The 21,239-nt window shown below is 70.7% G+C and carries 22 protein-coding genes and 1 pseudogene; 15 read left to right on the forward strand and 8 right to left on the reverse strand.

Going from position 1 to position 21,239, the window contains the following annotated elements:
- The gene (locus ACIA3K_RS29025; protein ID WP_396804773.1) at positions 1-1,929 is read left to right on the forward strand and encodes a fumarate reductase/succinate dehydrogenase flavoprotein subunit; all 1,929 of its coding nucleotides are present in this window, start codon (positions 1-3) and stop codon (positions 1,927-1,929) included.
- The gene (locus tag ACIA3K_RS29030; protein WP_396804774.1) at positions 1,926-2,993 is read left to right on the forward strand and encodes a succinate dehydrogenase/fumarate reductase iron-sulfur subunit; all 1,068 of its coding nucleotides are present in this window, start codon (positions 1,926-1,928) and stop codon (positions 2,991-2,993) included. Before ACIA3K_RS29025 ends, ACIA3K_RS29030 begins: the two co-directional genes overlap by 4 nt.
- Before the next feature lie 181 nt (positions 2,994-3,174).
- Here the strand turns inward: ACIA3K_RS29030 and ACIA3K_RS29035 are convergent, their stop codons facing one another.
- Complete coding sequence (locus tag ACIA3K_RS29035) at positions 3,175-3,615, reverse strand: (deoxy)nucleoside triphosphate pyrophosphohydrolase (RefSeq protein WP_396804775.1); 441 nt, start codon at positions 3,613-3,615, stop codon at positions 3,175-3,177.
- Positions 3,616-3,798: 183 nt separating this feature from the next.
- Here ACIA3K_RS29035 and ACIA3K_RS29040 point away from each other — a divergent pair, with 183 nt between their 5' ends.
- The 4 genes from ACIA3K_RS29040 to ACIA3K_RS29055 all read left to right on the forward strand — a co-directional run bounded on the left by ACIA3K_RS29040 (position 3,799) and on the right by ACIA3K_RS29055 (position 6,915).
- Complete coding sequence (locus ACIA3K_RS29040; protein WP_357126121.1) at positions 3,799-4,107, forward strand: 4a-hydroxytetrahydrobiopterin dehydratase; 309 nt, start codon at positions 3,799-3,801, stop codon at positions 4,105-4,107.
- Positions 4,108-4,147: 40 nt separating this feature from the next.
- The gene (locus tag ACIA3K_RS29045; protein WP_355050625.1) at positions 4,148-4,510 is read left to right on the forward strand and encodes a PH domain-containing protein; all 363 of its coding nucleotides are present in this window, start codon (positions 4,148-4,150) and stop codon (positions 4,508-4,510) included.
- A 219-nt stretch (positions 4,511-4,729) separates the two neighbouring features.
- The gene (locus ACIA3K_RS29050) at positions 4,730-5,461 is read left to right on the forward strand and encodes a class I SAM-dependent methyltransferase (RefSeq protein ID WP_396804776.1); all 732 of its coding nucleotides are present in this window, start codon (positions 4,730-4,732) and stop codon (positions 5,459-5,461) included.
- A 146-nt stretch (positions 5,462-5,607) separates the two neighbouring features.
- On the forward strand, positions 5,608-6,915 hold the full coding sequence (locus ACIA3K_RS29055) for an MFS transporter (protein WP_396804777.1): 1,308 nt from the start codon (positions 5,608-5,610) through the stop codon (positions 6,913-6,915).
- Positions 6,916-6,972: 57 nt separating this feature from the next.
- On the opposite strand, the gene ACIA3K_RS29060 is transcribed toward ACIA3K_RS29055, so the two are convergent.
- Both ACIA3K_RS29060 and ACIA3K_RS29065 read right to left on the reverse strand, forming a co-directional pair.
- Complete coding sequence (locus tag ACIA3K_RS29060; RefSeq protein ID WP_396804778.1) at positions 6,973-7,734, reverse strand: class I SAM-dependent methyltransferase; 762 nt, start codon at positions 7,732-7,734, stop codon at positions 6,973-6,975.
- A gap of 119 nt (positions 7,735-7,853) precedes the next feature.
- Positions 7,854-8,285 (reverse strand): ArsI/CadI family heavy metal resistance metalloenzyme, encoded by a 432-nt coding sequence (locus ACIA3K_RS29065; RefSeq protein ID WP_396804779.1) that lies wholly within the window; start codon positions 8,283-8,285, stop codon positions 7,854-7,856.
- 93 nt (positions 8,286-8,378) lie between these two features.
- Here ACIA3K_RS29065 and ACIA3K_RS29070 point away from each other — a divergent pair, with 93 nt between their 5' ends.
- The 3 genes from ACIA3K_RS29070 to ACIA3K_RS29080 are packed head-to-tail and all read left to right on the forward strand — an operon-like array spanning position 8,379 to position 9,879.
- Positions 8,379-8,747, forward strand: a complete 369-nt coding sequence (locus ACIA3K_RS29070) for an ArsR/SmtB family transcription factor (protein WP_396804780.1) — start codon at positions 8,379-8,381, stop codon at positions 8,745-8,747.
- Positions 8,744-9,481 carry an aquaporin gene (locus ACIA3K_RS29075; protein ID WP_396804781.1) on the forward strand — a complete coding sequence of 246 codons (738 nt, stop codon included), beginning with the start codon at positions 8,744-8,746 and terminating at the stop codon, positions 9,479-9,481. The genes ACIA3K_RS29070 and ACIA3K_RS29075 overlap by 4 nt, the downstream gene beginning before the upstream one ends.
- Positions 9,478-9,879, forward strand: a complete 402-nt coding sequence (locus ACIA3K_RS29080; protein ID WP_396804782.1) for an arsenate reductase ArsC — start codon at positions 9,478-9,480, stop codon at positions 9,877-9,879. The genes ACIA3K_RS29075 and ACIA3K_RS29080 overlap by 4 nt, the downstream gene beginning before the upstream one ends.
- Positions 9,880-10,282: 403 nt before the next feature.
- Here ACIA3K_RS29080 and ACIA3K_RS29085 read toward each other — a convergent pair whose 3' ends face one another.
- Together ACIA3K_RS29085 and ACIA3K_RS29090 are read right to left on the reverse strand one after the other, a co-directional pair.
- Complete coding sequence (locus ACIA3K_RS29085; RefSeq protein WP_396804783.1) at positions 10,283-11,017, reverse strand: cation transporter; 735 nt, start codon at positions 11,015-11,017, stop codon at positions 10,283-10,285.
- Positions 11,017-11,346, reverse strand: a complete 330-nt coding sequence (locus ACIA3K_RS29090; RefSeq protein WP_396804784.1) for an ArsR/SmtB family transcription factor — start codon at positions 11,344-11,346, stop codon at positions 11,017-11,019. Before ACIA3K_RS29090 ends, ACIA3K_RS29085 begins: the two co-directional genes overlap by 1 nt.
- Positions 11,347-11,460: 114 nt before the next feature.
- Here ACIA3K_RS29090 and ACIA3K_RS29095 point away from each other — a divergent pair, with 114 nt between their 5' ends.
- The gene (locus ACIA3K_RS29095; protein WP_396804785.1) at positions 11,461-12,042 is read left to right on the forward strand and encodes a Uma2 family endonuclease; all 582 of its coding nucleotides are present in this window, start codon (positions 11,461-11,463) and stop codon (positions 12,040-12,042) included.
- Positions 12,043-12,080: 38 nt separating this feature from the next.
- On the opposite strand, the gene ychF is transcribed toward ACIA3K_RS29095, so the two are convergent.
- Positions 12,081-13,166, reverse strand: a complete 1,086-nt coding sequence (ychF, locus tag ACIA3K_RS29100) for a redox-regulated ATPase YchF (RefSeq protein WP_396804786.1) — start codon at positions 13,164-13,166, stop codon at positions 12,081-12,083.
- Between the two features lie 109 nt (positions 13,167-13,275).
- On the opposite strand from ychF, the gene ACIA3K_RS29105 reads away from it, so the two are divergent.
- The gene (locus tag ACIA3K_RS29105) at positions 13,276-13,620 is read left to right on the forward strand and encodes a hypothetical protein (RefSeq protein WP_396804787.1); all 345 of its coding nucleotides are present in this window, start codon (positions 13,276-13,278) and stop codon (positions 13,618-13,620) included.
- A 7-nt stretch (positions 13,621-13,627) separates the two neighbouring features.
- Here the strand turns inward: ACIA3K_RS29105 and ACIA3K_RS29110 are convergent, their stop codons facing one another.
- The gene (locus ACIA3K_RS29110; RefSeq protein ID WP_396804788.1) at positions 13,628-14,362 is read right to left on the reverse strand and encodes a Type 1 glutamine amidotransferase-like domain-containing protein; all 735 of its coding nucleotides are present in this window, start codon (positions 14,360-14,362) and stop codon (positions 13,628-13,630) included.
- 250 nt (positions 14,363-14,612) lie between these two features.
- A pseudogene (locus ACIA3K_RS29115) lies at positions 14,613-15,125 on the reverse strand (hypothetical protein); the annotation flags it as partial.
- Between the two features lie 242 nt (positions 15,126-15,367).
- Here ACIA3K_RS29115 and ACIA3K_RS29120 point away from each other — a divergent pair.
- Genes ACIA3K_RS29120 through ACIA3K_RS29135 form a run of 4 tightly spaced genes read left to right on the forward strand, consistent with a single transcriptional unit; the run spans position 15,368 to position 21,204 of the window.
- Positions 15,368-16,840, forward strand: coding sequence for a DNA-3-methyladenine glycosylase 2 family protein (locus ACIA3K_RS29120; RefSeq protein WP_396804789.1), 1,473 nt, complete (start codon positions 15,368-15,370; stop codon positions 16,838-16,840).
- Complete coding sequence (locus ACIA3K_RS29125; protein WP_396804790.1) at positions 16,837-17,346, forward strand: methylated-DNA--[protein]-cysteine S-methyltransferase; 510 nt, start codon at positions 16,837-16,839, stop codon at positions 17,344-17,346. The genes ACIA3K_RS29120 and ACIA3K_RS29125 overlap by 4 nt, the downstream gene beginning before the upstream one ends.
- Positions 17,347-17,383: 37 nt before the next feature.
- A complete protein-coding gene (locus ACIA3K_RS29130) occupies positions 17,384-19,327 on the forward strand; it encodes an ABC transporter ATP-binding protein (RefSeq protein ID WP_396804791.1) in 1,944 nt (647 codons plus the stop codon).
- Complete coding sequence (locus tag ACIA3K_RS29135; RefSeq protein WP_396804792.1) at positions 19,324-21,204, forward strand: ABC transporter ATP-binding protein; 1,881 nt, start codon at positions 19,324-19,326, stop codon at positions 21,202-21,204. The genes ACIA3K_RS29130 and ACIA3K_RS29135 overlap by 4 nt, the downstream gene beginning before the upstream one ends.
- Positions 21,205-21,239: the final 35 nt, after the last annotated feature.

Genomic DNA, 21,239 nt, shown 5'->3' on the forward strand with positions numbered 1-21,239 from the left:
ATGACCACTACCACTCGTATCGAACGACACCACTACGACGTCGTCGTCATCGGGGCCGGCGGCGCCGGTCTGCGCGCGGCCATCGAGGCCCGCCTCGCCGGCAAGAAGACGGCGATCATCTCGAAGTCGCTGTTCGGCAAGGCGCACACGGTGATGGCCGAGGGCGGCGCCGCCGCCGCGATGGGCAACGTGAACAGCCGTGACAACTGGCAGGTGCACTTCCGCGACACCATGCGCGGCGGCAAGTTCCTCAACAACTTCCGGATGGCCGAGCTGCACGCGAAGGAGTCGCCGCAGCGGATCTGGGAGCTGGAGACGTACGGCGCGCTCTTCGACCGTACGAAGGACGGCAAGATCTCCCAGCGCAACTTCGGTGGGCACGAGTACCCCCGCCTGGCGCACGTCGGCGACCGGACCGGCCTGGAACTGATCCGCACCCTCCAGCAGAAGATCGTCTCGCTGCAACAGGAGGACAAGCGCGAGTTCGGCTCGTACGACGCCCGGATCAGGGTCTTCTCCGAGACGACCATCACCGAGTTGCTGCTCGACGGCGACCGGGTCGCGGGCGCGTTCGGCTACTACCGCGAGTCCGGCGAGTTCATCCTCTTCGAGGCGCCGGCGGTGGTACTGGCCACCGGCGGTGTCGGACGCTCCTACAAGGTCACCTCGAACTCCTGGGAGTACACCGGGGACGGCCACGCGCTGGCGCTGCGCGCCGGGGCGACGCTGATCAACATGGAGTTCCTCCAGTTCCACCCGACCGGCATGGTCTGGCCGCCCTCGGTGAAGGGCATCCTGGTCACCGAGTCGGTCCGGGGCGACGGTGGTGTCCTCAAGAACTCCGAGGGCAAGCGGTTCATGTTCGACTACGTCCCCGACGTCTTCCGCAAGCAGTACGCGGAGACCGAGGAGGAGGCGGACCGCTGGTACACCGACCCGGACAACAACCGGCGTCCACCGGAGCTGCTGCCCCGCGACGAGGTGGCCCGCGCGATCAACAGCGAGGTCAAGGCCGGTCGGGGTTCCCCCGCCGGCGGTGTCTTCCTGGACATCGCGAGCCGGCGCTCGTCCGACGAGATCCGCCGCCGGCTGCCCTCGATGTACCACCAGTTCAAGGAGCTGGCCGACGTCGACATCACCTCCGAACCGATGGAGGTCGGGCCGACCTGCCACTACGTGATGGGCGGCGTCGAGGTGGACCCGGACTCGGGTGCCGCCTTCGGTCACGTACGCGGTCTGTTCGCCGCCGGTGAGGTGTCCGGTGGCATGCACGGCTCCAACCGCCTCGGCGGCAACTCCCTGTCCGACCTGCTGGTGTTCGGCAAGCGGGCGGGTGGGCACGCGGCCAGCTACGCCGACGGGCTGTCCGCCCGGCCGAAGGTGGCCGTCGACGCCGTCGAGGCCGCCGTGGAGACCGCCCTCGCCCCGTTGCAGCGGGACACCGGCGAGAGCCCGTACACCCTTCAGCAGGACCTCCAGGCGGTCATGGGGGATCTGGTCGGCATCATCCGGCGCGAAGGTGAGCTGGCCGACGCGCTGGTGCGGCTGGCCGAGTTGCGCGAGCGGGTGGCCAAGGTGAGCGCGGCCGGTGGTCGGCGCTACAACCCGGGCTGGCACCTCGCCCTGGACCTGCGCAACATGCTCGTCGTCTCGGAGTGCACCGCGAAGGCGGCGCTGGAGCGGCAGGAGTCGCGCGGCGGGCACACCCGCGAGGACTATCCGGCGATGGAGCCGAAGTGGCGGCAGGTGAACCTCGTCTGCTCCCTGGACGGCGACACCGTGCAGCTGACCCGCAAGCCGCTGCCGAAGATGCGGCCCGAGTTGATCGGCCTCTTCGACCGGGCGGAGCTGGCCAAGTACCTCACCGACGAGGAGCTCGCCGACTTCGACGCCCTCGTCGCCGACGCTGGAGAGGCGGACAACCGATGAGCGCGAAGCGTCAGTTCCGGATCTGGCGGGGCGACGAGACCGGCGGCGACCTGCAGGACTACATGGTCGAGGTGAACGAGGGCGAGGTCGTCCTCGACGTCATCCACCGCCTGCAGGCGACGGATGCGCCCGACCTGGCCTGCCGGTGGAACTGCAAGGCCGGCAAGTGCGGCTCCTGCTCCATGGAGATCAACGGCAAGCCGCGGCTGGGCTGCATGACCCGGATGTCGACCTTCGGCGACGACGAGACGGTCACGGTCACCCCGCTGCGGACCTTCCCGGTCATCCGGGACCTGGTCACCGACGTCTCGTTCAACTACGAGAAGGCGCGGGAGACGCCGGCGTTCGCCCCGCCGGCGGACGTCGCGCCGGGCGACTACCGGATGCAGCAGGTCGACGTCGAGCGCTCGCAGGAGTTCCGCAAGTGCATCGAGTGCTTCCTGTGCCAGACGGTCTGCCACGTGATCCGTGACCACGAGGAGAACAAGCAGGCGTTCTCCGGGCCGCGGTACTTCATCCGGGCGGCCGAGCTGGACATGCACCCGCTGGACGCCCGGACCGACCGCAAGGAGTACGCACAGGCGGAACAGGGCCTCGGTTTCTGCAACATCACCAAGTGCTGCACCGAGGTCTGCCCCGAGCACATCAAGATCACCGACAACGGGATCATCCCCATGAAGGAACGCGTCGTCGACCGCAGGTACGATCCCCTTGTGTGGCTTGGTAGCAAGATCTTCCGTCGGGGCGAGACGCCCCAGACCAGCGTGACCACCGCCCGTCAGGGCTCGGCGAACCTGCCGGGTACGAGCCGAGGTGGCGTGCACTCGCACGCTGGTGGCTCGCACGACCCGCAGGCCGAGGCGCAGGCGCAGAGCGGCGTCAACTGGGATCGCGAGGTCCCCCACCCGACCGCGCCAGCGGTCGACGACCGGGGCCGGCTGCCGCTGACCGAGCTCACCTTCGACCGGCCCGCCGCGCCGTCGCCCTTCGGCGACGACGTGACCTTCCCGCTGCCTCCGGAGCACCTCAACTTCGCGCACCCGGACCAGGACGACAAGCACTAGCAAGACCACCGGATACGGGGGCTGTCGGCGATGCCGACAGCCCCCGCCCCATTCCCCCACCCCCACCCTTGCCCTTGCCCTCACCCCGTTGATCATGAAGTTATTGCCCTTCCTGCCGGCGTGTCGTGGCAATAACTTCATGATCAACGGGGTGAGGGGCAGGGGTGGGGGCCCGGGGGGGTTAGGGGTTTTTTAGGTGGGGGCGTAGGGCGGCCACGATGGGGGCGTCGGCGGGGAGCCAGGTGACCGAGTCCAGTTCGTCGGCGGTCAACCAGCGCAGCGCCTGGTGCTCCAGCGCCTGCGGCTCGTCACCGTGGAGCAGGCGTGCGGCGTACACCTTCAGCACCGACCGGCCATGGGCCATCCGGACGTTGCGGCCGACCCGAGCACCGATCTCGACGCGTACGGCCAGCTCCTCGGCGCACTCCCGGATCAGCGCCTCGGTCTCAGCCTCCCCCGGCTCGACCTTCCCGCCAGGGAACTCCCACATGCCGGCCACCTCCGGCGGGGCGGAGCGCGCACAGGCGAGCACCCGTCCGTCCCGGATGATCGCCGCTCCCACGATCACCTTCAGGTCCCGTCGCTGGGCCTGCCCGCCACCATTAGCCCGTTCGGTCTGCACGGGCGTCCAGGGTGCCAGATCAATCGGCGGTTTGGGTACCGACACCGTCCGCTAGGCCAATAGAACACGGAAGTGTGGGCGTGGACACCCCTACCGAGCGACGACAGACTAGAAGGCACCGACAAGACACGGGATGGCGACGATTTGGCCACAAGCCGGCAACGGCGCTTGGGGGGTGCGGTAATGCGCGTGCTGTTCAGCAGCCGAGCCAAACACGACTACCTTTCCGACGCGTTGACCTTGCTATCTGGTTGGACGCGGGACGGTGAGCAGATCCGGCGCACGCTGGTGATCGACGATACCCAACACGCGGCCCTGACTGAACGGGTCAAGGTCGTGGCGGACGCCCTGCACCTGCGTCCCGAGATAAGCCGCCGGTCCGACAGCACCCTGATCCGGGTGGGGCACGGCAACGGTGATCCCTTGACCGAGGGTGAGGTCCTGCTGGCCGCCCGCATCGAGGACGCCTACCGGGCGGTCACCGAGTCCTGACGAGCCGGCGCGTTGGCACCGGTTTTCTAGCCTGGATCGTATGGCGAACATCGCGTACGACCGCAAGGAGCAGGTCCAGCAGATCGAGAGTGGGCTGCTCGACGGTGAGCAGATCATCGCCGTCTACGACGCCGTCGGCACCGGCACCGGGTTCATCGGGCTGACCGACCGGCGCGTGATCATCCAGGACCGCTCCTTCGTCGGTAAGCGGTATGCGATCACCAGCATCCCGTACTCGAAGATCACCAGCGTGAGCGTGGTTAGCAACAAGTCCTGGGGTGGGTCGTTCTTCTCCACCGGCGCGATCGCGATCCACGTCGGTACGCACACCTACGAGGTGGAGTTCCGCGGCGCGCAGAAGAGCCACCACGTGCACAACGTGATCCTGCACCACATCTCCTGACGATCTCCTCGACCGGGAGCCCGGCGGGCGTAAATGCCTTGCCGGGCTCCCGGCGTCTCTGGTGTCCTCGGTGCACCGCCACGCGAAGGGAGCAGTGCCATGCCCAACACGACGAAGTCCCCCCGACCGAACGTCATCCGACTTGAGGAAACGAGGCTTCGTGAGCAGAACTGCTCCGCAGAGGACGCGCGTCACTGAGCACAACCCCGGAGGCCGCTGATGTCGGTCTTCGACGATCCCGGCCTCTTCGGCCGGCTGTGGGCTGCCGGATACGACAGCCCCGGCAACCCCGACCCGGCGCCCGCCGTGGACTTCCTGGCCGATCTGGCCGACGGCGGTCCGGTCCTGGAACTGGCGATCGGCACCGGCCGGGTCGCACTGCCACTTGCCGAGCGCGGCCTCAGCGTGCACGGCATCGAGGCGTCCGAGGAGATGCTGGCGCTGATGCGGGCCAAGCCCGGTGGCGACCAGATCCCCACGGTCGTCGGTGACATGGCGGACGTGGGCGTGCAGGGCCCCTTCCGCATGGCGTACCTGGTCTTCAACACGCTGTTCAACCTGGTGGACGCCGAGCGGCAGGCGGACCTGTTCCGCAACGTCGCCCGGGTGCTGTCGCCCGGCGGGGCGTTCGTCATCGAGACGTTCGTTCCCGACGAGCGCGGTTTCGACGCGGACGAGCGGATACAGGTCCGCGAGGTGACCGAGGACTCCGTGACGATCCGAGTGCACCGGTACGACCGGCCGGCGCAGCGCTTCATCCGCCAGACCATCACCTTCGACGACAACGGCGTGCACCTGAAGCCGTTCGCGATGCGGTACGCCTGGCCGCACCAGATCGACGAGATGGCGCGACAGGCGGGCCTTGCGCTCACCGAGCGGTACGCCGACTGGCACCGGCAGCCGTTCACGACGGAGAGTCCGTCACACATCTCCGTCTACCGAACGCAGTAACGGTCGGTCGACTCGGGTTCCGCGGAGACGTCCACGGGGGACCCGAGTCGATCCCGACACCCGAACGGAGCGCTTCCGCGCTGGGCTGATTCTGCTGGCAGCAGTACCTGCTGGCGGATGGCGTCGATGCCCGGTCGACTGCTCTCATGCCTCGTCTTCCGCGTACCTCGCCGTACTGGCCGGTGGTCAGTCATCCCCTGCTGCGACGCGTACTACCCGGGTTGGCCGTGTCCGCACTCGGCGACGGCATGGCCGTGGTCGCGGTGCCCTGGCTGGCCCGTCAGCTCGCACCGACCGGTCAGCGCGGTCTCTGGATCGCGGTCGCCGTCGCCGCGTACACCCTTCCCAGCGCTGTCGGAACGGTGGCCTTCGGTCGGCTGCTGGGCGGGCGCGGCGGCGCCCAGCTCGCCGGGTGGGACGCGATCCTGCGGGCCGCCGCGCTCGCCGCGATCCCGATCGCCTACCTGACCGGCACGCTGACGATCGGGCTGTACGCCGTCCTGCTCGCCGCGTCCGCCCTCCTGCACTCGTGGGGTTCGGCCGGACGGTTCACCCTGATCGCCGAGTTGCTGCCCCAGCGACACCATCTGCCGGCGAACGCGGTCCTCACCACCATCTCCGGCTTCGCCACCGTCGTCGGCCCTCCGCTGGCGGGCATCCTCATCGGCTGGGTGGGGTCGGTGTGGGTCATCGCCGTCGACGCCGCCACGTTCGCGGTGCTGGCGCTCACCTATCGGCTCGCGCTACCCGCCACCGGAACAATCCGTCGGTACGAGCACAGCGCCCCACGCACCGCGGGCTTCGCGTTCATCCGCCGTCAGCCCACGCTGCTGGGCCTGCTGGTGCTGAGCGTCGCGTTCTTCTTCCTGTTCGGCCCGGTGTACGTCGCGATGCCGTTGCACATCACCGACGACCTGCACGCGTCCGCGACGCTGCTCGCCGCGTACTACACCGCTTTCGGCATCGGTGGCCTCCTCGGCGGTGTGGTCGCCGGCCACCTCCGGCACTGGCCGCTGCGCGCGACGATCATCGGGATCGTCATCGGGTTCGGCGCGGCGATGCTGCCGCTCGGTGTGGGAGCGCCCGTCGTCCTGTCCCTGCCCGCGTTCGCCCTGGCGGGCCTGATCTGGGCACCGTACATGTCCACGTCGATGGCGCTGTTCCAACGCAGCGCGTCGACCGAGCAGCTGCCCGCCGTACTCGCCGCGAACAGCGCCGTGCTTGTGCTCGCGGTGCCTCTGGGCACCATGCTCGGTGGCCCGATGGTCGGCGCGATCGGGCCCCGGCCGACGCTGCTCCTCAGCGGTATGGCGATTCTGGCGCTCGGGCTGGTCGCGGCCGGGTTCGCCACGCTGCGGCGGAGCACACCAGGTACCGTCAGAATGCCGCTCCGGTCCAGCTCGCGGCCCTGGCGCTCACAAGGCGAGCGCGAGGCCGAGGCCGATCAACACTGACGCGGCGGCGCCGGATCGTGTAACCCGTGCGGCCCCGACGGCGGCCGTCGGCGACCGTCAGAGTCGGCGGGCGCGAAGGACACCGGTCAGCATGGGCAGGGTGAAGTCTCCTTCGGCGGTCTCGGCCCTTCCGGCGAGGAACTCGCGGATCCGGTCGAGCGTGGCCGTCCGCTCCGGTTCCGGCATGACCAGCAACCCGGCCCGGGTGGCGAGCGTCGCGACCAGGGAGTCGGCGCTCCGGCGCTGCCCGTGGGGGAACTCGGCCTGCTCGGGCGTACCGAACTGGTCGGCAATTCCGTTGCCCGGGCTGAGCAGGCCTGCCGTCGCCGCGCGCCAACTGCTCCGGGTGTCGCGCGGACCGATGGCCGCGCTGCCGCTGACCCCTTCGAGGGCGGCCACCCAGTCCACCCGGTCGTCCATGACGTTCCACAGACCGGCCAGGACGCCGTCGGGCGTCAGGACCCGGGCGATCTCCGGCCCCGCGACGGCCATGTCGAACCAGTGCAGGGCGTTGCCGGCCAGCACCGCGTCGACTGACGCGTCCGGCAGGGGGATCGCCTCCGCGCTGCCGGGAAGGGCCCGTACGGTCGGCAGCGCGCGACCCAACTCGGTGAGCATCGCCGGGTCGGGCTCCACCGCCACGACGTCGACACCGAGAGCGACCAAAGTGGCGGACAGTTTGCCGGTGCCGGCGCCAAGGTCGAGGACTCGCGAGCCGGGCGCGTGCTCGAGCACCCACCGCGTCGCGGCCGACGCGTAGTCCGGGCGATGCCGGTCGTACGCGGACGCCGCCGTACCGAACGACGAGCTGAGCAGCATCGATTCCACCGTCCTTTGTATGTCGGTGTCCACATCATCCCCGGTTCCTGGATGTCGGGGTGTCCCAGCCGACCGGACACCCCGACATCCAAGACGCCGGAGGCGCAGATCGGCCGTGGTCAGCAGCAGCGTGAGCCGACTCCGCTGGCCACCGGCTCGGTGTCGGTCGCCCTGGTGAGCGTGTCGGCGTCGGCCTTGACGGTGTAGACCTCCCAGCGCTCGTCACCGGGGCCGCGTACCCAGACCTTGTCCTGCAGGGCGTAGCAGCACTCGGTGTCGTTCTCCTCGAGCGTGATCAGGCCGGCGTCGGTGAGGCGCCTGGTGGCGGCGGTGACGTCGCCGGTGCTGAACACCTCGACGCCCAGGTGGTCCAGCGCGGTGGGCTGGTCGGCCTCGCCCTCGATGAGGACGAGCTTCAGCGGCGGGTTCTCGACGGCGAAGTTGGCGTAGCCGGGCCGGCGCTTGGCCGGGTCGACGCCGAACAGCTTCGAGTAGAACGCGATCGAGTTTTCGAGGTCGGACACGCGCAGAGCGAGTTGGACGCGGGACATGGGAATCCTCCTGCTGGGGCAAACCGCTGTCTAGACGGATTTCGAAGCAACCCCACCGTTGTAGCCTGATTCGATGTCTGTCAAGGTAGACGAGTGTCGAAACAGAATCTGCCGGTCGTGGACCTGCAAGCGGTAGCCTGCTGCGCGCCGCTGGCCGTCCGTCCGATGGACGCCGAGCAGGCGGCGGTCGTCGCGCCGATGTTCAAGGCCCTCGGTGACCCGGTCCGACTGCGACTGATGTCGATGATCGCCTCGGTGCCGGAGATCTGCGTGTGCGATCTGACCCCGGCGTTCGACCTGTCCGGGCCGACCATCTCCCACCACCTGAAGGTGCTGCGAGAGGCCGGCCTCGTCGACTCCGAACGTCGTGGCACCTGGGTGTGGTACCGGGTCGAGCCCGAGGCGTTCCGCCAGCTCGGCGTGCTGCTCGACCTGCCCGCCGCTGCTCCTGCCACCCGGTGAACCGCACCCTCATTCGCCGGGCCTCGGCCGAATTCGCCGGCACCGCGCTCCTGGTCGCCGCCGTCGTCGGGTCCGGGATCGCCGCGGCTCGCCTCTCCCCCGGTGACGTCGGGCTCCAGCTATTGGAGAACGCGATCGCCACCGCATTCGCGTTGGGCGCGCTGATTCTCGTGTTCGGGCCGGTGTCCGGCGCGCACCTCAACCCCGTCGTGTCCGCCGTCGACTGGTGGCTCGGCCGCCGCGCCGGCACCGGCCTGACCGTCCCCGACCTCGCCGCCTACACCGCCGCGCAGGTCACCGGAGCGGTCGCCGGATCCGTGCTGGCGAACCTGATGTTCGACCTGCCGGCGGTCACCTGGTCACACACCGAGCGCGCCGGCGGGAACCTGTGGCTCGCCGAGATCGTCGCCACCGCCGGCCTGGTCGTCCTGGTCTTCGCCCTAGCCCGCAGCGGCCGGACCGCCACCGCGCCCGCTGCCGTCGGCGCCTACATCGGCGCGGCCTACTGGTTCACCTCGTCCACCTCGTTCGCGAACCCCGCTGTCACCATCGGCCGGACCGTCACCGATACCTTCGCCGGCATCGCCCCCACCTCGGTGCCCGGCTTCGTGGTCGCCCAGTTCGTCGGCGGCCTGGTCGGCGTCGCCGCGCTCGCCGCCTGGTACCCCCGAGACGGAGACGTCGCTGACGATGTCCTCGTACCCCACCTCGCCGAGGAGACAGAGGCCCGATGAGCGACAAGCCCAGCGTCCTGTTCGTGTGCGTGCACAACGCCGGCCGCTCGCAGATGGCCGCCGGCTGGCTGCGCCACTTCGCCGGCGACACCGTCGAGGTGCGCAGCGCCGGCAGCGAACCCGCCGAGACGATCAACCCGGTCGCCGTCGACGCCATGCGCGAGGTCGGCATCGACATCACCGACCAGACCCCGATCCGACTCACCTGGGACGCCGCCGAAGCCAGCGACGTCATCGTCACCATGGGCTGCGGCGACGCGTGCCCGGTCTTCCCCGGCAAACGCTACGAGGACTGGAAGCTCACCGACCCGGCCGGGCAATCCATTGATGTCGTCCGCGAGGTCCGCGACGACATCAAGGGTCGCGTCCACGCACTGCTGCGAGAGCTACGCCCCTGACGCCGCCAGCCACCGCGCAGGCAAGGCCCGACAGCTACATTGTCGCCACCAACACTGCCGATCATGGGGGCGTCGTGGCCAGAGACGATGATGGAGCGGCCCGCGGAAGGAACGCGGTCAGGAGCCTGTTCGCCATCGGCAGTCTCAGCGGGATCGCTCTGATTGCCATCGTGGCGCTCGTCGTGCTCCTGTGCTGCGCCCCCTGCCTCTGGTACCGGTCCCTCTCTCCCGACCTGCCCTTCAATTGAAAGGGTCCCCTCGACCGACGGAGGTGCGGACATTGCAGCGGAACTGAGGGCCGCTGCCGCGTTATGGGCGTGATGCTGTCCGACACCTGCTCAGAACGCGTCTCGGGCTGCCATGGTCGTTCGCTGCGAACGCCGGGGCGGGCCAAGCTGGACGATCAGGTCTTCTTAGCCGAGCAGCAGGAGCAGCCGGGCTCGCACCCGCAGGCGTCGACGTGGTCACCATGGACGACAGGTGAGTTCGCGCTGCTGACGGGCAGCGCACAGCACGAATTCCCGCGCCACGCCTCGCGCCCCTCCTTCAGCGCGATCGCCGCGATGACGAGCGCAGCCAGCGGATCAGCCCAGGACCAGCCGAAGAGGCTGTTCAAACCAAGGCCGACGAGCAGTACGGCCGACAGGTAGGTGCAGAGCAGAGTTTGTTTGGAATCGGCCAGCACGGACCGAGAACCCAACTCACGCCCAGCGCGTCGCTGCGCGTACGACAGCGCCGGCATGACGAGGAGCGACAGGGCGGCCAGGACCAGACCGACCGAGGAATGCTCGGCCTCGCCACTACCAGTGAGCGCGCGGACCGACTCGACGGTGACGTAGGCGGCAAGCGCGAAGAACGACACCGCGATGACTCGCAGCGCGACCCATTCCCGCGACTCGGGGTTGCGGCCGGCGAACTGCCATGCCACCGCCGCCGCAGAGGACACCTCGATCACCGAGTCCAGGCCGAAACCGATCAGGGCGGTGGAGTCGGCGGCGGCACCTGCCGAGATCGCCACAACCGCCTCGGCCACGTTGTAGGTGATCGTCGCCGCCACCAGAAACCGCACCCGCCGAGCCAGCAGCGCGCGACGCGCCGCGAAGCTGCCGGACTGGACCTGCAACAGCGGGCCGGGCATCAGCAGCAGCCCTTCTCGTCGGCGTCGACGCACACCGTCGGGTCGACCGTCAGGACGAGATCCAGCAGGTCGCCGAGAGCATGTGCAAGCCGCGCGTCGGTCAACTCGTAGCGGGTCCGCCGCCCCTCGGGGACCGCCACCACCAGACCGCAGCCGCGCAGGCAGGCGAGATGGTTGGACAGGTTCTGCCGACTCGTCCCAATCAGGTCGGCGAGCTCCGCCGGATAGCCCGGGGCGTCCCGCAGCGCCAGCAGCAGTCGCGCTCGGATGGGATCGGACAACGCGTGGCCGAAGCGGGCCAGCGCCTGCCCGTGTGTCAACGCTTCCACTCGACCACAGTACAGCCGAGGCTGAGTTCATATCCAGCTGTACTCAGCCTGCGTCCAGGTCGTGCTGGCCTCAGCGTGCCGGACCTCGCCGTTACGCAATGCTACGGTGACGCCATGTCTGCGGTGCCCGAGTGGATGCGGCCGCCTCGCCTTGAGGGATGGTTCGCCGATGACCTCGATCATCTCCCCGAGGCTCCCCGTCACACCGAACTGATCGACGGAGCGCTCGTCTTCATGATGTCTCCCCAGCGGGCCTGGCACAGCCGAGTCGTCTCCGCCCTGTTGTTTGCCCTCGCGGAGCAGGCGCCAGCGGGCGTCGAGGTCGAGCGGGAAATGACCATCCGACTCGACCCGCGGAATCGTCCCGAGCCCGACCTCCTCGCCACGACTGCGCCCTACTACGACCCCGATCGCACGTTCTACACGCCCGATCAGGTGCTGTTGGTCGTCGAGGTGGTCTCGCCGGAGTCGGCTCACCGTGATCGGACCGTGAAGCTGCGGAAGTACGCGGAGGCGGGCATCGCGAACTACTGGCGGGTCGAGGAGGAGGGTGCGCCGGTGATCCACACCTACGAGCTCGACGGACCGACCCAGTTGTACGCGCCGACGGGGATCCATCGCCACGAGCTACGCCTCACGACACCATTCGCGATCAAGATTGACCTCGACAGGCTGGTGCCCGGACGCAAGGGATGATCCGAGCAGCGCCTCTCACGGTGCAGGACGGATCCGCACTACACGTTGAAGCGGAACTCCACGACGTCGCCGTCCTGCATGACGTACTCCTTGCCTTCGATGCGGACCCTGCCCGCCGCCTTGGCCGCCGCCATCGAGCCGGCCTCGACCAGGTCGCCGTAGGAGACCACCTCGGCCTTGATGAAGCCGCGCTGGAAGTCGCTGTGGATGACACCCGCGGCCTCCGGCGCGGTCGCGCCGGTCGGGACGGTCCAGGCCCGGGCCTCCTTGGGGCCGGCCGTGAGGTACGTCTGGAGCCCGAGCGTACGGAAGCCGACGCGGACGAGCTGGTTGAGGCCGGGCTCGTTCTGGCCGATCGACTCCAGCAGCTCGCGGGCCTCCTCCTCGGGCAGGTCCACCAGCTCGGATTCGATCTTGGCGTCCATGAAGACAGCCTCGGCGGGGGCGACCAGGGCACGCAGTTCGTCGAGGAACGCCTCGTTGGCGAGTTCGGCCTCGTCGACGTTGAAGACGTACAGGAACGGCTTGGTGGTGAGCAGGTGCAGCTCCCGCAGGTGCTCCAGCTCGATCTTCGCGGCGGCGGCCCCGGAGTAGAGGGTGGTGCCGCCGTCGAGCACCTCGATGGCCTGCTTCGCGGCGGCGACCGCGGCGGCCCGGTCCTTGCGGAGCTTGGCCTCCTTCTCCAACCGGGGCAGCGCCTTGTCCAGGGTCTGCAGGTCGGCGAGGATCAGCTCGGTGTTGATCGTCTCGATGTCGTCGGCCGGCGAGACCTTGCCGTCGACGTGCACGACGTTCGGGTCGGAGAAGGCCCGGACGACCTGGCAGATGGCGGAGGCGTCGCGGATGTTGGCCAGGAACGCGTTGCCCCGCCCCTGCCCCTTCGACGCGCCGCGCACCAGGCCGGCGATGTCGACGAACGACACGGGAGCCGGCAGCACCTTCTGCGAGGAGAAGATCTCGGCGAGCTTGCCCAACCGCTCGTCGGGCAGCCCGACCACGCCGACGTTGGGCTCGATGGTGGCGAACGGGTAGTTCGCCGCCAGCACGTCGTTCTTGGTCAACGCGTTGAACAGCGTGCTCTTGCCGACGTTGGGCAGGCCGACGATGCCGATGGTGAGACTCACGACGAGCCAGCTTACGCCGGTGCCGAGCGGGCCGGTCCACGCGGCTCCGATTCCATCGGGCTGAACGCGGCCCTGGTCGCTCCTCTGCGCGTCTGCCAAGGTGGCAGACGTGCCGTCGTTGCAGTTCCTCATCATGGTCGACGGCCCGCTGACCGCGGCGGAACTGCTCGACCTGATCCGCGCCCGGCTGCCCGACGCGAAGCCCTATCGCCGGGACTCGGTCGACGTCCGGGGCAACCTGCTGGAGATCAACACCAACGAGGGCGCCGACCCGCGGCTCGCCGTCACCGACGAGGACGGCTATCTCTACTTCCGGTGGCGGGTGGAGGTGACGCCGACGGACCGGTCGGTCGACGAGGCGCAGCAGATCGCCCTGGCCCGGGAGCTGCTGCGGGCGATCGACGGGCAGCAGGCGCGGGCCACCGTGTGCGCCGCGTTCGAAGATCGGGTCTGACCGGCGCTCACCGGAGCAGCCGGGGCGCGATGACCTCTTCCCGCACACTGCCGTCGGCGCGACGACTCACCTCGTACGCCGAGACGCCCTCGCGGTCGGCGACCGCCTCGACCAGCCGGGTCCCCCGGTAGACCAGGCCGACGCCGTCGTCGGTGCAGTGGCTGGTCGGCAACGTCCCGTCGCCAACCAGCTCGTGCATCAGCGGCCGGCGCTGACTCTCGCTGTCGTAGTGCACGCCATTGCCGTACGGCAGCCAACCCAACGCCTCCGTGTAGGCCCGCAGACGGGGCCCGAAGCTGTCGGTGGCGCCGCCCACGTGCCAGCAGATCGAACCGGCCGAGACGCCGGCCAACACCACGCCGGCCTGCCAGCACTCGTGCAGGATCTCGTCCAGCCCGTGCACCCGCCAGACCGCGACGAGATTGGCGACGCTACCGCCGCCGACCCAGATCACATCCTGTGCGAGCAGGTGGGCTCGGACGTCGTCGACGTTCGGCATCGGGAACAGCGCCAGGTGCGACAGGCGGAACCGCGTGTCGGCGAACGCCCCGTAGACAGCGGTGAACGAGGTCGGCTGGTCACCGACGGCCTGCCCGAGGTGGCAGATCCGTGGCTGCGGACCGGCCTCGGCCAACTCGGCGGCCAGCTCGAAGACCGGGCTGGGACGCAGGTCGGACGGCCCCAGGTCGCCACGGAAGAAGCCCATGCTGGTGGCGAGGATGGTGGGTTCACTGGCGGGCATGAGCGATCCTTCCGTCGGTGTGCTGTGCCCAGCATCCTGCCGTAGTCGATCATTGTTCAAGGGCTGTCGGCATTCGGGCGCGTCGACCTGCCCGACCTCCGTCGATCGGTCGGCGCGGCGTCGGCGCAACCCGCTCGCCCGACGCGGCGTCGGCCCGACCCGCTCAGCCGGCGCGGCGTTGCCGGGGAATGAGAGCGGGCCGCGTGCTGGCCGGGTCGGCGGTGACGCTCGACGCGCCCGACGGGGATGCCTGCGGATCGGGCCGGCGCCTCGCCGCCGTGGCCCCGGCGGGAGGTTCGATCTCGGCGGGCAGGTCGTCGAACGGCCGCTCGGACGCGGGCAGTTGCGCGCACGCGGCGCGGGGCAGGGTGAACCGGTCCGCTGCCGCCGGACCTGCGGACATCGACTCGCGCAGCATCCAGCGCACCTCGTCCGCCGTCCAGCCGAGGCTGGGCCGGGCCGCGATCTCCCCGATCAGCCGCCGGCCGACGGTCGTGTCGTCGTCGTAGAAACGCATGCACCGGTGATGCGTCCACATGCCGAGCGCCCGCAGACCGGCCTCGTCGAGCGACCGGGCCAGCCGGCCGCAGGCGGTGTCGGCGAACGGCTCCGTCTGGTCGGTGGACCGGTCCCGTTCGATGGCGCCGACGGCGGCCGGCGCGACGGCCCGCATCCGACGGTAGAAGGACTGCACCACGGCGCGGGGCAACGGCGGAATCGAGCCGTGTGTCGACGCCGCCACCCAACCCGCAACGCTCGCCATCGCCGCCCCCCTTCTTGAGTTGGTGGCGAGACGTTACCCGGGACGACCGACACTCCCGGGCGGAAATCCCCCACCCCTCCCTCTCCGCCCTGGTGATCAAGAGGTTCGCGTCACGGTGCACGGCGTGTCGTGACGCGAACCTCTTGATCACCGCAAGAAGCGGGGAAGCGCGACGGGGGTGGACACGCTCAGGTCTGATTTCCGCCAGCCGGTGGCTTGAGCAGCGGGGCATCATCGGTGGCGTGGAGATGGACTTCGAACGGTGCTACCGGGCGGTGGACAGTCGCGACCAGAGGTTCGACGGCTGGTTCTACACCGGCGTGACGTCGACCGGGATCTACTGCCGGCCGTCCTGCCCGGCGGTCACGCCGAAGCGGCAGAACGTCCGGTTCTTCCCGTCGGCCGCTGCCGCCCAGGGCGCCGGGTTGCGCGCCTGCCGCCGCTGCCGGCCCGACGCCGCGCCGGGCTCGCCGCAGTGGGACGTCCGCGCCGACGTGGTGGGCCGGGCGATGCGGCTGATCGCCGACGGGGTGGTCGACCGGGACGGCGTACCGGGGCTGGCCGCCCGACTGGGCTACACCGAACGGCACCTGCACCGGATGCTGCGCGCCGAGATGGGGGCCGGGCCGCTCGCACTGGCCCGGGCCCAGCGCGCGCAGACCGCGCGGATCCTCATCGAGACGACCGGGCTGGGGATGGCCGAGATCGCGTTCGCCGCCGGCTTCGGCAGCGTGCGGCAGTTCAACGACACGGTCCGCGAGGTGTACGCGAGCGCCCCCTCGGAGCTGCGGACCGCTCGCGGCCGACACCTGGCGGCAATCGGGGCGGGGACGATCACACTCCGGCTGGCGTACCGTCCACCCCTGCACGCCAACGCGCTGCTGGACTTCCTCGCGCTGCGCGCGCTGCCGGGTGTCGAGGAGGTACGCGACGGGACGTACCACCGGGGGTTGCGGTTGCCACACGGCCCCGGCCAGGTGGCCCTGACCCCGGCAAACGGGCACGTGGCGGCGACGCTGCGCCTGACCGACCTGCGCGACCTCGCGCCGGCGGTGGCCCGCTGCCGGCGTCTGCTCGACCTCGACGCGGACCCGGAGGCGGTCGACGCCACGCTGGCGGCGGACCCGGCCCTGGCCCCGGCGGTGGCGGCCGAGCCCGGCATCCGCGTCCCCCGCGCGGTCGACGGTTTCGAAATGGCCGTACGCGCGATAGTGGGCCAACAGGTGTCGGTGCGCTCCGCGAGAACCACCCTGACCCGCCTGCTGGCCACCCGCGTCGATCATGAAGTTGTTGCCACCGACGACGGCGTGTCGCGACAACAACTTCATGATCAACAGGGTGAGCTGCGGGGGTTTCTCACGCCGGAGGAGGTTTTGGGGATTCCGGATGCGGGGTTCGGGATGCCTCTGCGGCGGCGGGAGACCATTCGCGGGCTGGCCCTCGCCGTCGTGAACGGGACTGTGGACCTCGCGCCGGGGGGTGACCGTCAGGACACCAGGCGGCGGCTGTTGGCGCTGCCCGGGATCGGGCCGTGGACCGCCGACTACCTCGCCATGCGCGCCCTCGGTGACCCCGACGTCCTCCTCGACAGCGACCTCGCGATCCGCCGGGGCGCGACGGCCCTCGGCCTACCCCACACGACCCTCGACGCGCACGCCGAACGGTGGCGCCCCTGGCGGTCCTACGCCACGATCAGACTCTGGAGAGCCGCATGAGCATCGACAGCACCGTCCTGACCACCCCGACCGGTCCGCTGAGCATCCTCGCCGACCACGACGGTCAGGTCCTGGCGGCCGGCTTCACCCCCGACCCGGAGGCGCTGCCGCCCCTGATCCACCCGAGTCTGCGAGCGCCGGTACGGCAACGCGCCGACCTCGGGCCGACCACCCTGGCCGTCCGGTCCTACCTGGACGGGGATCTCGCCGCCATCGACTCGGTGCCGGTACGGCAGCACACCGGCGGCGAGTTCATGGCGTACGCCTGGCGGGTGCTGCGGGACGTGCCGCCGGGCGCGCCGGTCACCTACACGGGGTACGCGGCGCTGGCCGGGAGGCCACCCGCGGTGCGGGCCGCGGCGGCCGCCTGCGCGCGTAACGCCGCCGCGCTCTTCGTGCCCTGCCACCGGGTGCTGCGTACCGACGGGAGCCTCGGTGGCTACCGCTGGGGGCTGGACGTGAAGAAGTGGCTTCTCGGTCATGAGCGGCGGTTGACGGCAAGCTGACAACTACACGGGCACCCAATGACGCTACCGTCGGGTAGTGCCTGTGGAGAGCGACGGCGACCGGGCCGCCCCGGTCGCCGCGGGCCGCCACCCCGTGCACAACCTCTGGCGGCTGCGCCGCTACCTGCGCCCGTACGCCACCGAGTTCGTCTGGTTGCTGGTCGCCGGGCTCGCCGGCACGGCCGCCGGGATCGCCGTACCCCTGGTGGTGCAGCACGTGGTGGACGGGCCGGTGGCCCGCCACGAGCCCGCGGGCCTGCTCCAGCTCGGTGGTCTGGCGCTGCTGCTCGGCGTGGTCGAGGCGGTGCTCATCTTCATCCGCCGGTGGGTGCAGTCGTCCTCGGCGGTGGGCATGGAGGCGGCGCTGCGCGCCGACGTCTACGCGCACCTGCAACGGCTGCCGGCCAGTTTCCACGACCGTTGGCAGTCCGGCCAACTGCTCTCCCGGATCACCAGCGACCTGTCGGTGATTCGCAGGTTCCTGTCGTTCGGTGTCTTCTTCCTGGTGCTCAACCTGACCACCTACGTCGTGGTGGTGCTGCTGCTGATCCACCTGCACGCGGCGCTCGGGTTGCTGGTCGCGGCCAGCGCCGTGCCACTGCTGCTGATCACCCGCCGGTTCGGTCGGCACTACCACACCGCGTCCCGGCGGATGCAGGACCAGCAGGGCGACGTGGCGACGCTCGTCGAGGAGACCGCGCAGGGTCTGCGCACGATGAAGGCGTACGGGCGGGGGCCCGAGCTGGCCGCCCGCTTCGCCGACGGGGCCCGGACGCTGCACGACACCGGCGTGGGCAAGGGCCGGCTGCTGGCGAACACGGCGGCGCTGCTCGACCTGGTGCCCAACCTGACCCTGGGCGTGGTGCTGGTCGCCGGTGCCGCCGCCGCCGCGCGGGGCGTGCTCACGCTCGGGGAGCTGGTGGCGTTCGCCAGCCTCCAACTGATGCTCATCTGGCCGGTGCAGTCGCTCGGCTGGATCATCGCCAACGGGCAGGAGGCCGCCACCGCCGCCGACCGGGTCCAGGAGGTGCTGGACACTCCACCGCAGATCGTGGACGCTCCCGACGCGCTCACGCTCAGCCGCGACGAGGTCCAGGGTCGGCTCCGCTTCGACGGCGTCGCCTTCCGCTACCCGGGCGCGGCCACGGCCGTCCTGGACGGGATCGACCTGACCATCGAGCCGGGCGAGACGCTGGCCCTGGTCGGCGCCACCGGCTGCGGCAAGAGCACCCTGCTCTCGCTGGTGCCCCGACTGCACGAGGTGACCGGCGGCCGGATCACCCTCGACGGGCACGACCTGCGCGACCTGCGGCTGGCCTCGCTGCGCCGGCTGGTCGGGGTGGCGTTCGAGGAGCCCACCCTCTTCTCCATGTCGGTGTGGGAGAACCTCACCCTGGGCCGCCCGGACGCCGACGCCGACGAGGTCCGCGCGGCCCTCGCGCTGGCACAGGCCGATTTCGCGTACGACCTGCCGTGGGGCCTGACCACCCGGGTGGGTGAGCAGGGGTTGTCCCTCTCCGGGGGCCAGCGGCAGCGGTTGGCCCTGGCGCGGGCGGTGCTCGGTCGCCCGGCGCTGCTGGTGCTCGACGACCCGCTGTCCGCCCTCGACGTGCACACCGAGGCGCTGGTGGAGGCGGCGCTACGGCAGGTGCTGCGGGCCAGCACCGCGCTGCTGGTGGTGCACCGGCCGTCGACGATCGCGCTGGCCGACCGCGTCGCCCTGCTCGACGGTGGACGGATCGCCGCGATCGGCCGGCACTCGGAACTGCTCGCCACGGTGCCCGCCTACCGGGCGTTGCTCGCCGCCGAGCCACCGGCTCACCCCGGAGCCGCCGAACCACCGGCTCACCCGGGAGCCGCCGAACCGACACCCGCGCAACCGGCCACCGCCGTCCACCCGGCCGGAACCGGGCCCCGGGGTATCGGGCCGCCGGGGCCCGGCGCGTCCACCTCGGACGGCTGGGGCCTGGTGCGCTCGTGACGACCCCGGAGCAGGCCGATCCGTCTCCCGGTGGGGAGCCGGACCTGGCCCGCTGGCGGGGGACGGCCACCGACCCGGAGGCCGACCGGAGCCGGGCCGAGGAGAACACCCCGGCGGCCGTCGCCCGGCTGCGCCGGCACAGCCGGGCCCTGCTGGCCGACCTGCTGCGCCCGCACCGGGGGCGACTCGCCGCCGCCGTCGGTCTGCTGCTCGCGCAGAACGCCGCCGCGATGGCCGGCCCGTACCTGGTCATGGTCGGCATCGATCGCGCCATCGCCCCGCTGCGCGCCGGGAACGCCACCCCGCTGGTCGCGGTGGCCGGGGCGTTCGCCGCCGCCGCCGTGACGGAGTACGCGGCCCGCCGGGGCTTCCTGACCCTCTCCGCCCGCATCGGCCAGGCCGTTCTGCTGGACCTGCGACAGCGGGTGTTCGGGCACTTCCTGCGACTGTCGGTGGGCTTCCACGAGCGGTACACGTCGGGTCGGATGGTGTCCCGCCTCACCAGCGACCTGGACAGCATCGCCGAGTTGGTCGACGGGGGAATCGACAGCCTGGTGCTCGCCGCGCTGTCGATCCTGTCGGTGGCCGCCATCCTGCTCTGGCTGGACCTGCCCCTGGCCGCGGTGACGCTGCTCGCGTTCCCGTTCCTGTTCTGGCTCTCCCGCTGGTTCGCCCGGGCTTCGGCCACCGCCTACCGGCGGACGAGGGAGGCCGTCGCGCTGGTCATCGTGCACTTCGTCGAGTCGATGCGGGGCATCCGTGCGGTGCAGACGTTTCGTCGGGAGCCGCGCAACCAGCGGATCTTCGTGACGCTCGGGGACGACTACCGGCGGGCGAGCCTGCGCGCGTTCCGGCTGATCGCCACGTACTCGCCGGCGATCAAGTTGATCGGCAACCTCACCGTCGCGGTCGTGCTCTGTTACGGCGGGTGGCGGGTGCTCGACGGGCGGACCGAGATCGGCGTGCTCGCCGCGTTCCTGCTCTACCTGCGACGCTTCTTCGAGCCGATGCAGGAGCTGAGCCAGTTCTACAACTCGTTGCAGTCGGCGACGGCGGCGCTCGAGAAGCTGGCCGGGGTGCTCGACGAACGGCCCGGCGTCGCCGAGCCGGCCCGGCCGGTGCCGCTGCCGCGCGGCCCCGGTCACGGCGAGCTGACCTTCCGGGGCGTCTCGTTCGGCTACCGAGCGAACACCCCCATCCTCGCCGGACTGGACCTGCGGGTGCCGGCCGGGCAGACGGTCGCGCTCATCGGGCCGACCGGCGCGGGCAAGTCGACGATCGCCAAGCTCGTGGCCCGGTTCCACGATCCGGACGCTGGCACTGTCCTGCTCGACGGGATCGACCTGCGCGCGGTGTGCGACGCCGACCTGCGCCGCGCCGTGGTGCTCGTGACGCAGGAGAACCACCTGTTCAGCGGCACGGTGGCGGAGAACATCCGGTTCGGCCGGCCGGGCGCCGACGATGCCGAGGTACGGGCCGCCGCGCAGGCGATCGGCGCGCACGAGTTCATCGCCGCGTTGCCCGAGGGGTACGCCACCCAGGTGCACCGGCGCGGCGGGCGGCTCTCCGCCGGCCAGCGACAACTGGTCGCGTTCGCCCGGGCGTTCCTCGCCGACCCGACCGTGCTGATCCTCGACGAGGCGACGTCGTCGCTGGACGTACCGACGGAACGGCTGGTGCAGCGCGCGCTCGGCACCATCCTGCGGGACCGGACGGCGCTGGTGATCGCACACCGGCTCTCCACAGTGGAGACCGCCGACCGGGTGCTCGTCGTCGACGGCGGGAACGTCGTCGAGGATGGCCCGCCGGCCGTGCTGGTCGGGTCCGGCGGCCGGTACGCGGCGCTGCACCAGCAGTGGCGCGACTCGCTCGTGTAGGACCGGCGATCTGCAACTCCGTGGCCCGGCACTCT

The organism is Micromonospora sp. NPDC051543, from assembly GCF_044454415.1.
Taxonomy (GTDB): domain Bacteria; phylum Actinomycetota; class Actinomycetes; order Mycobacteriales; family Micromonosporaceae; genus Micromonospora.

What these genes read in the sequence shown, in the direction of transcription:
- ACIA3K_RS29025 (WP_396804773.1), top strand. Translation starts at nt 1, where the DNA reads ATGACCACTACCACTCGTATCGAACGACACCACTACGACGTCGTCGTC.
- ACIA3K_RS29030 (WP_396804774.1), top strand. Translation starts at nt 1,926, where the DNA reads ATGAGCGCGAAGCGTCAGTTCCGGATCTGGCGGGGCGACGAGACCGGC.
- ACIA3K_RS29040 (WP_357126121.1), top strand. Translation starts at nt 3,799, where the DNA reads ATGCGCGTGCTGTTCAGCAGCCGAGCCAAACACGACTACCTTTCCGAC.
- ACIA3K_RS29045 (WP_355050625.1), top strand. Translation starts at nt 4,148, where the DNA reads ATGGCGAACATCGCGTACGACCGCAAGGAGCAGGTCCAGCAGATCGAG.
- ACIA3K_RS29050 (WP_396804776.1), top strand. Translation starts at nt 4,730, where the DNA reads ATGTCGGTCTTCGACGATCCCGGCCTCTTCGGCCGGCTGTGGGCTGCC.
- ACIA3K_RS29055 (WP_396804777.1), top strand. Translation starts at nt 5,608, where the DNA reads ATGCCTCGTCTTCCGCGTACCTCGCCGTACTGGCCGGTGGTCAGTCAT.
- ACIA3K_RS29060 (WP_396804778.1), bottom strand. Translation starts at nt 7,734, where the DNA reads ATGCTGCTCAGCTCGTCGTTCGGTACGGCGGCGTCCGCGTACGACCGG.
- ACIA3K_RS29065 (WP_396804779.1), bottom strand. Translation starts at nt 8,285, where the DNA reads ATGTCCCGCGTCCAACTCGCTCTGCGCGTGTCCGACCTCGAAAACTCG.
- ACIA3K_RS29080 (WP_396804782.1), top strand. Translation starts at nt 9,478, where the DNA reads ATGAGCGACAAGCCCAGCGTCCTGTTCGTGTGCGTGCACAACGCCGGC.
- ACIA3K_RS29085 (WP_396804783.1), bottom strand. Translation starts at nt 11,017, where the DNA reads ATGCCCGGCCCGCTGTTGCAGGTCCAGTCCGGCAGCTTCGCGGCGCGT.
- ACIA3K_RS29095 (WP_396804785.1), top strand. Translation starts at nt 11,461, where the DNA reads ATGTCTGCGGTGCCCGAGTGGATGCGGCCGCCTCGCCTTGAGGGATGG.
- ACIA3K_RS29110 (WP_396804788.1), bottom strand. Translation starts at nt 14,362, where the DNA reads ATGCCCGCCAGTGAACCCACCATCCTCGCCACCAGCATGGGCTTCTTC.
- ACIA3K_RS29125 (WP_396804790.1), top strand. Translation starts at nt 16,837, where the DNA reads ATGAGCATCGACAGCACCGTCCTGACCACCCCGACCGGTCCGCTGAGC.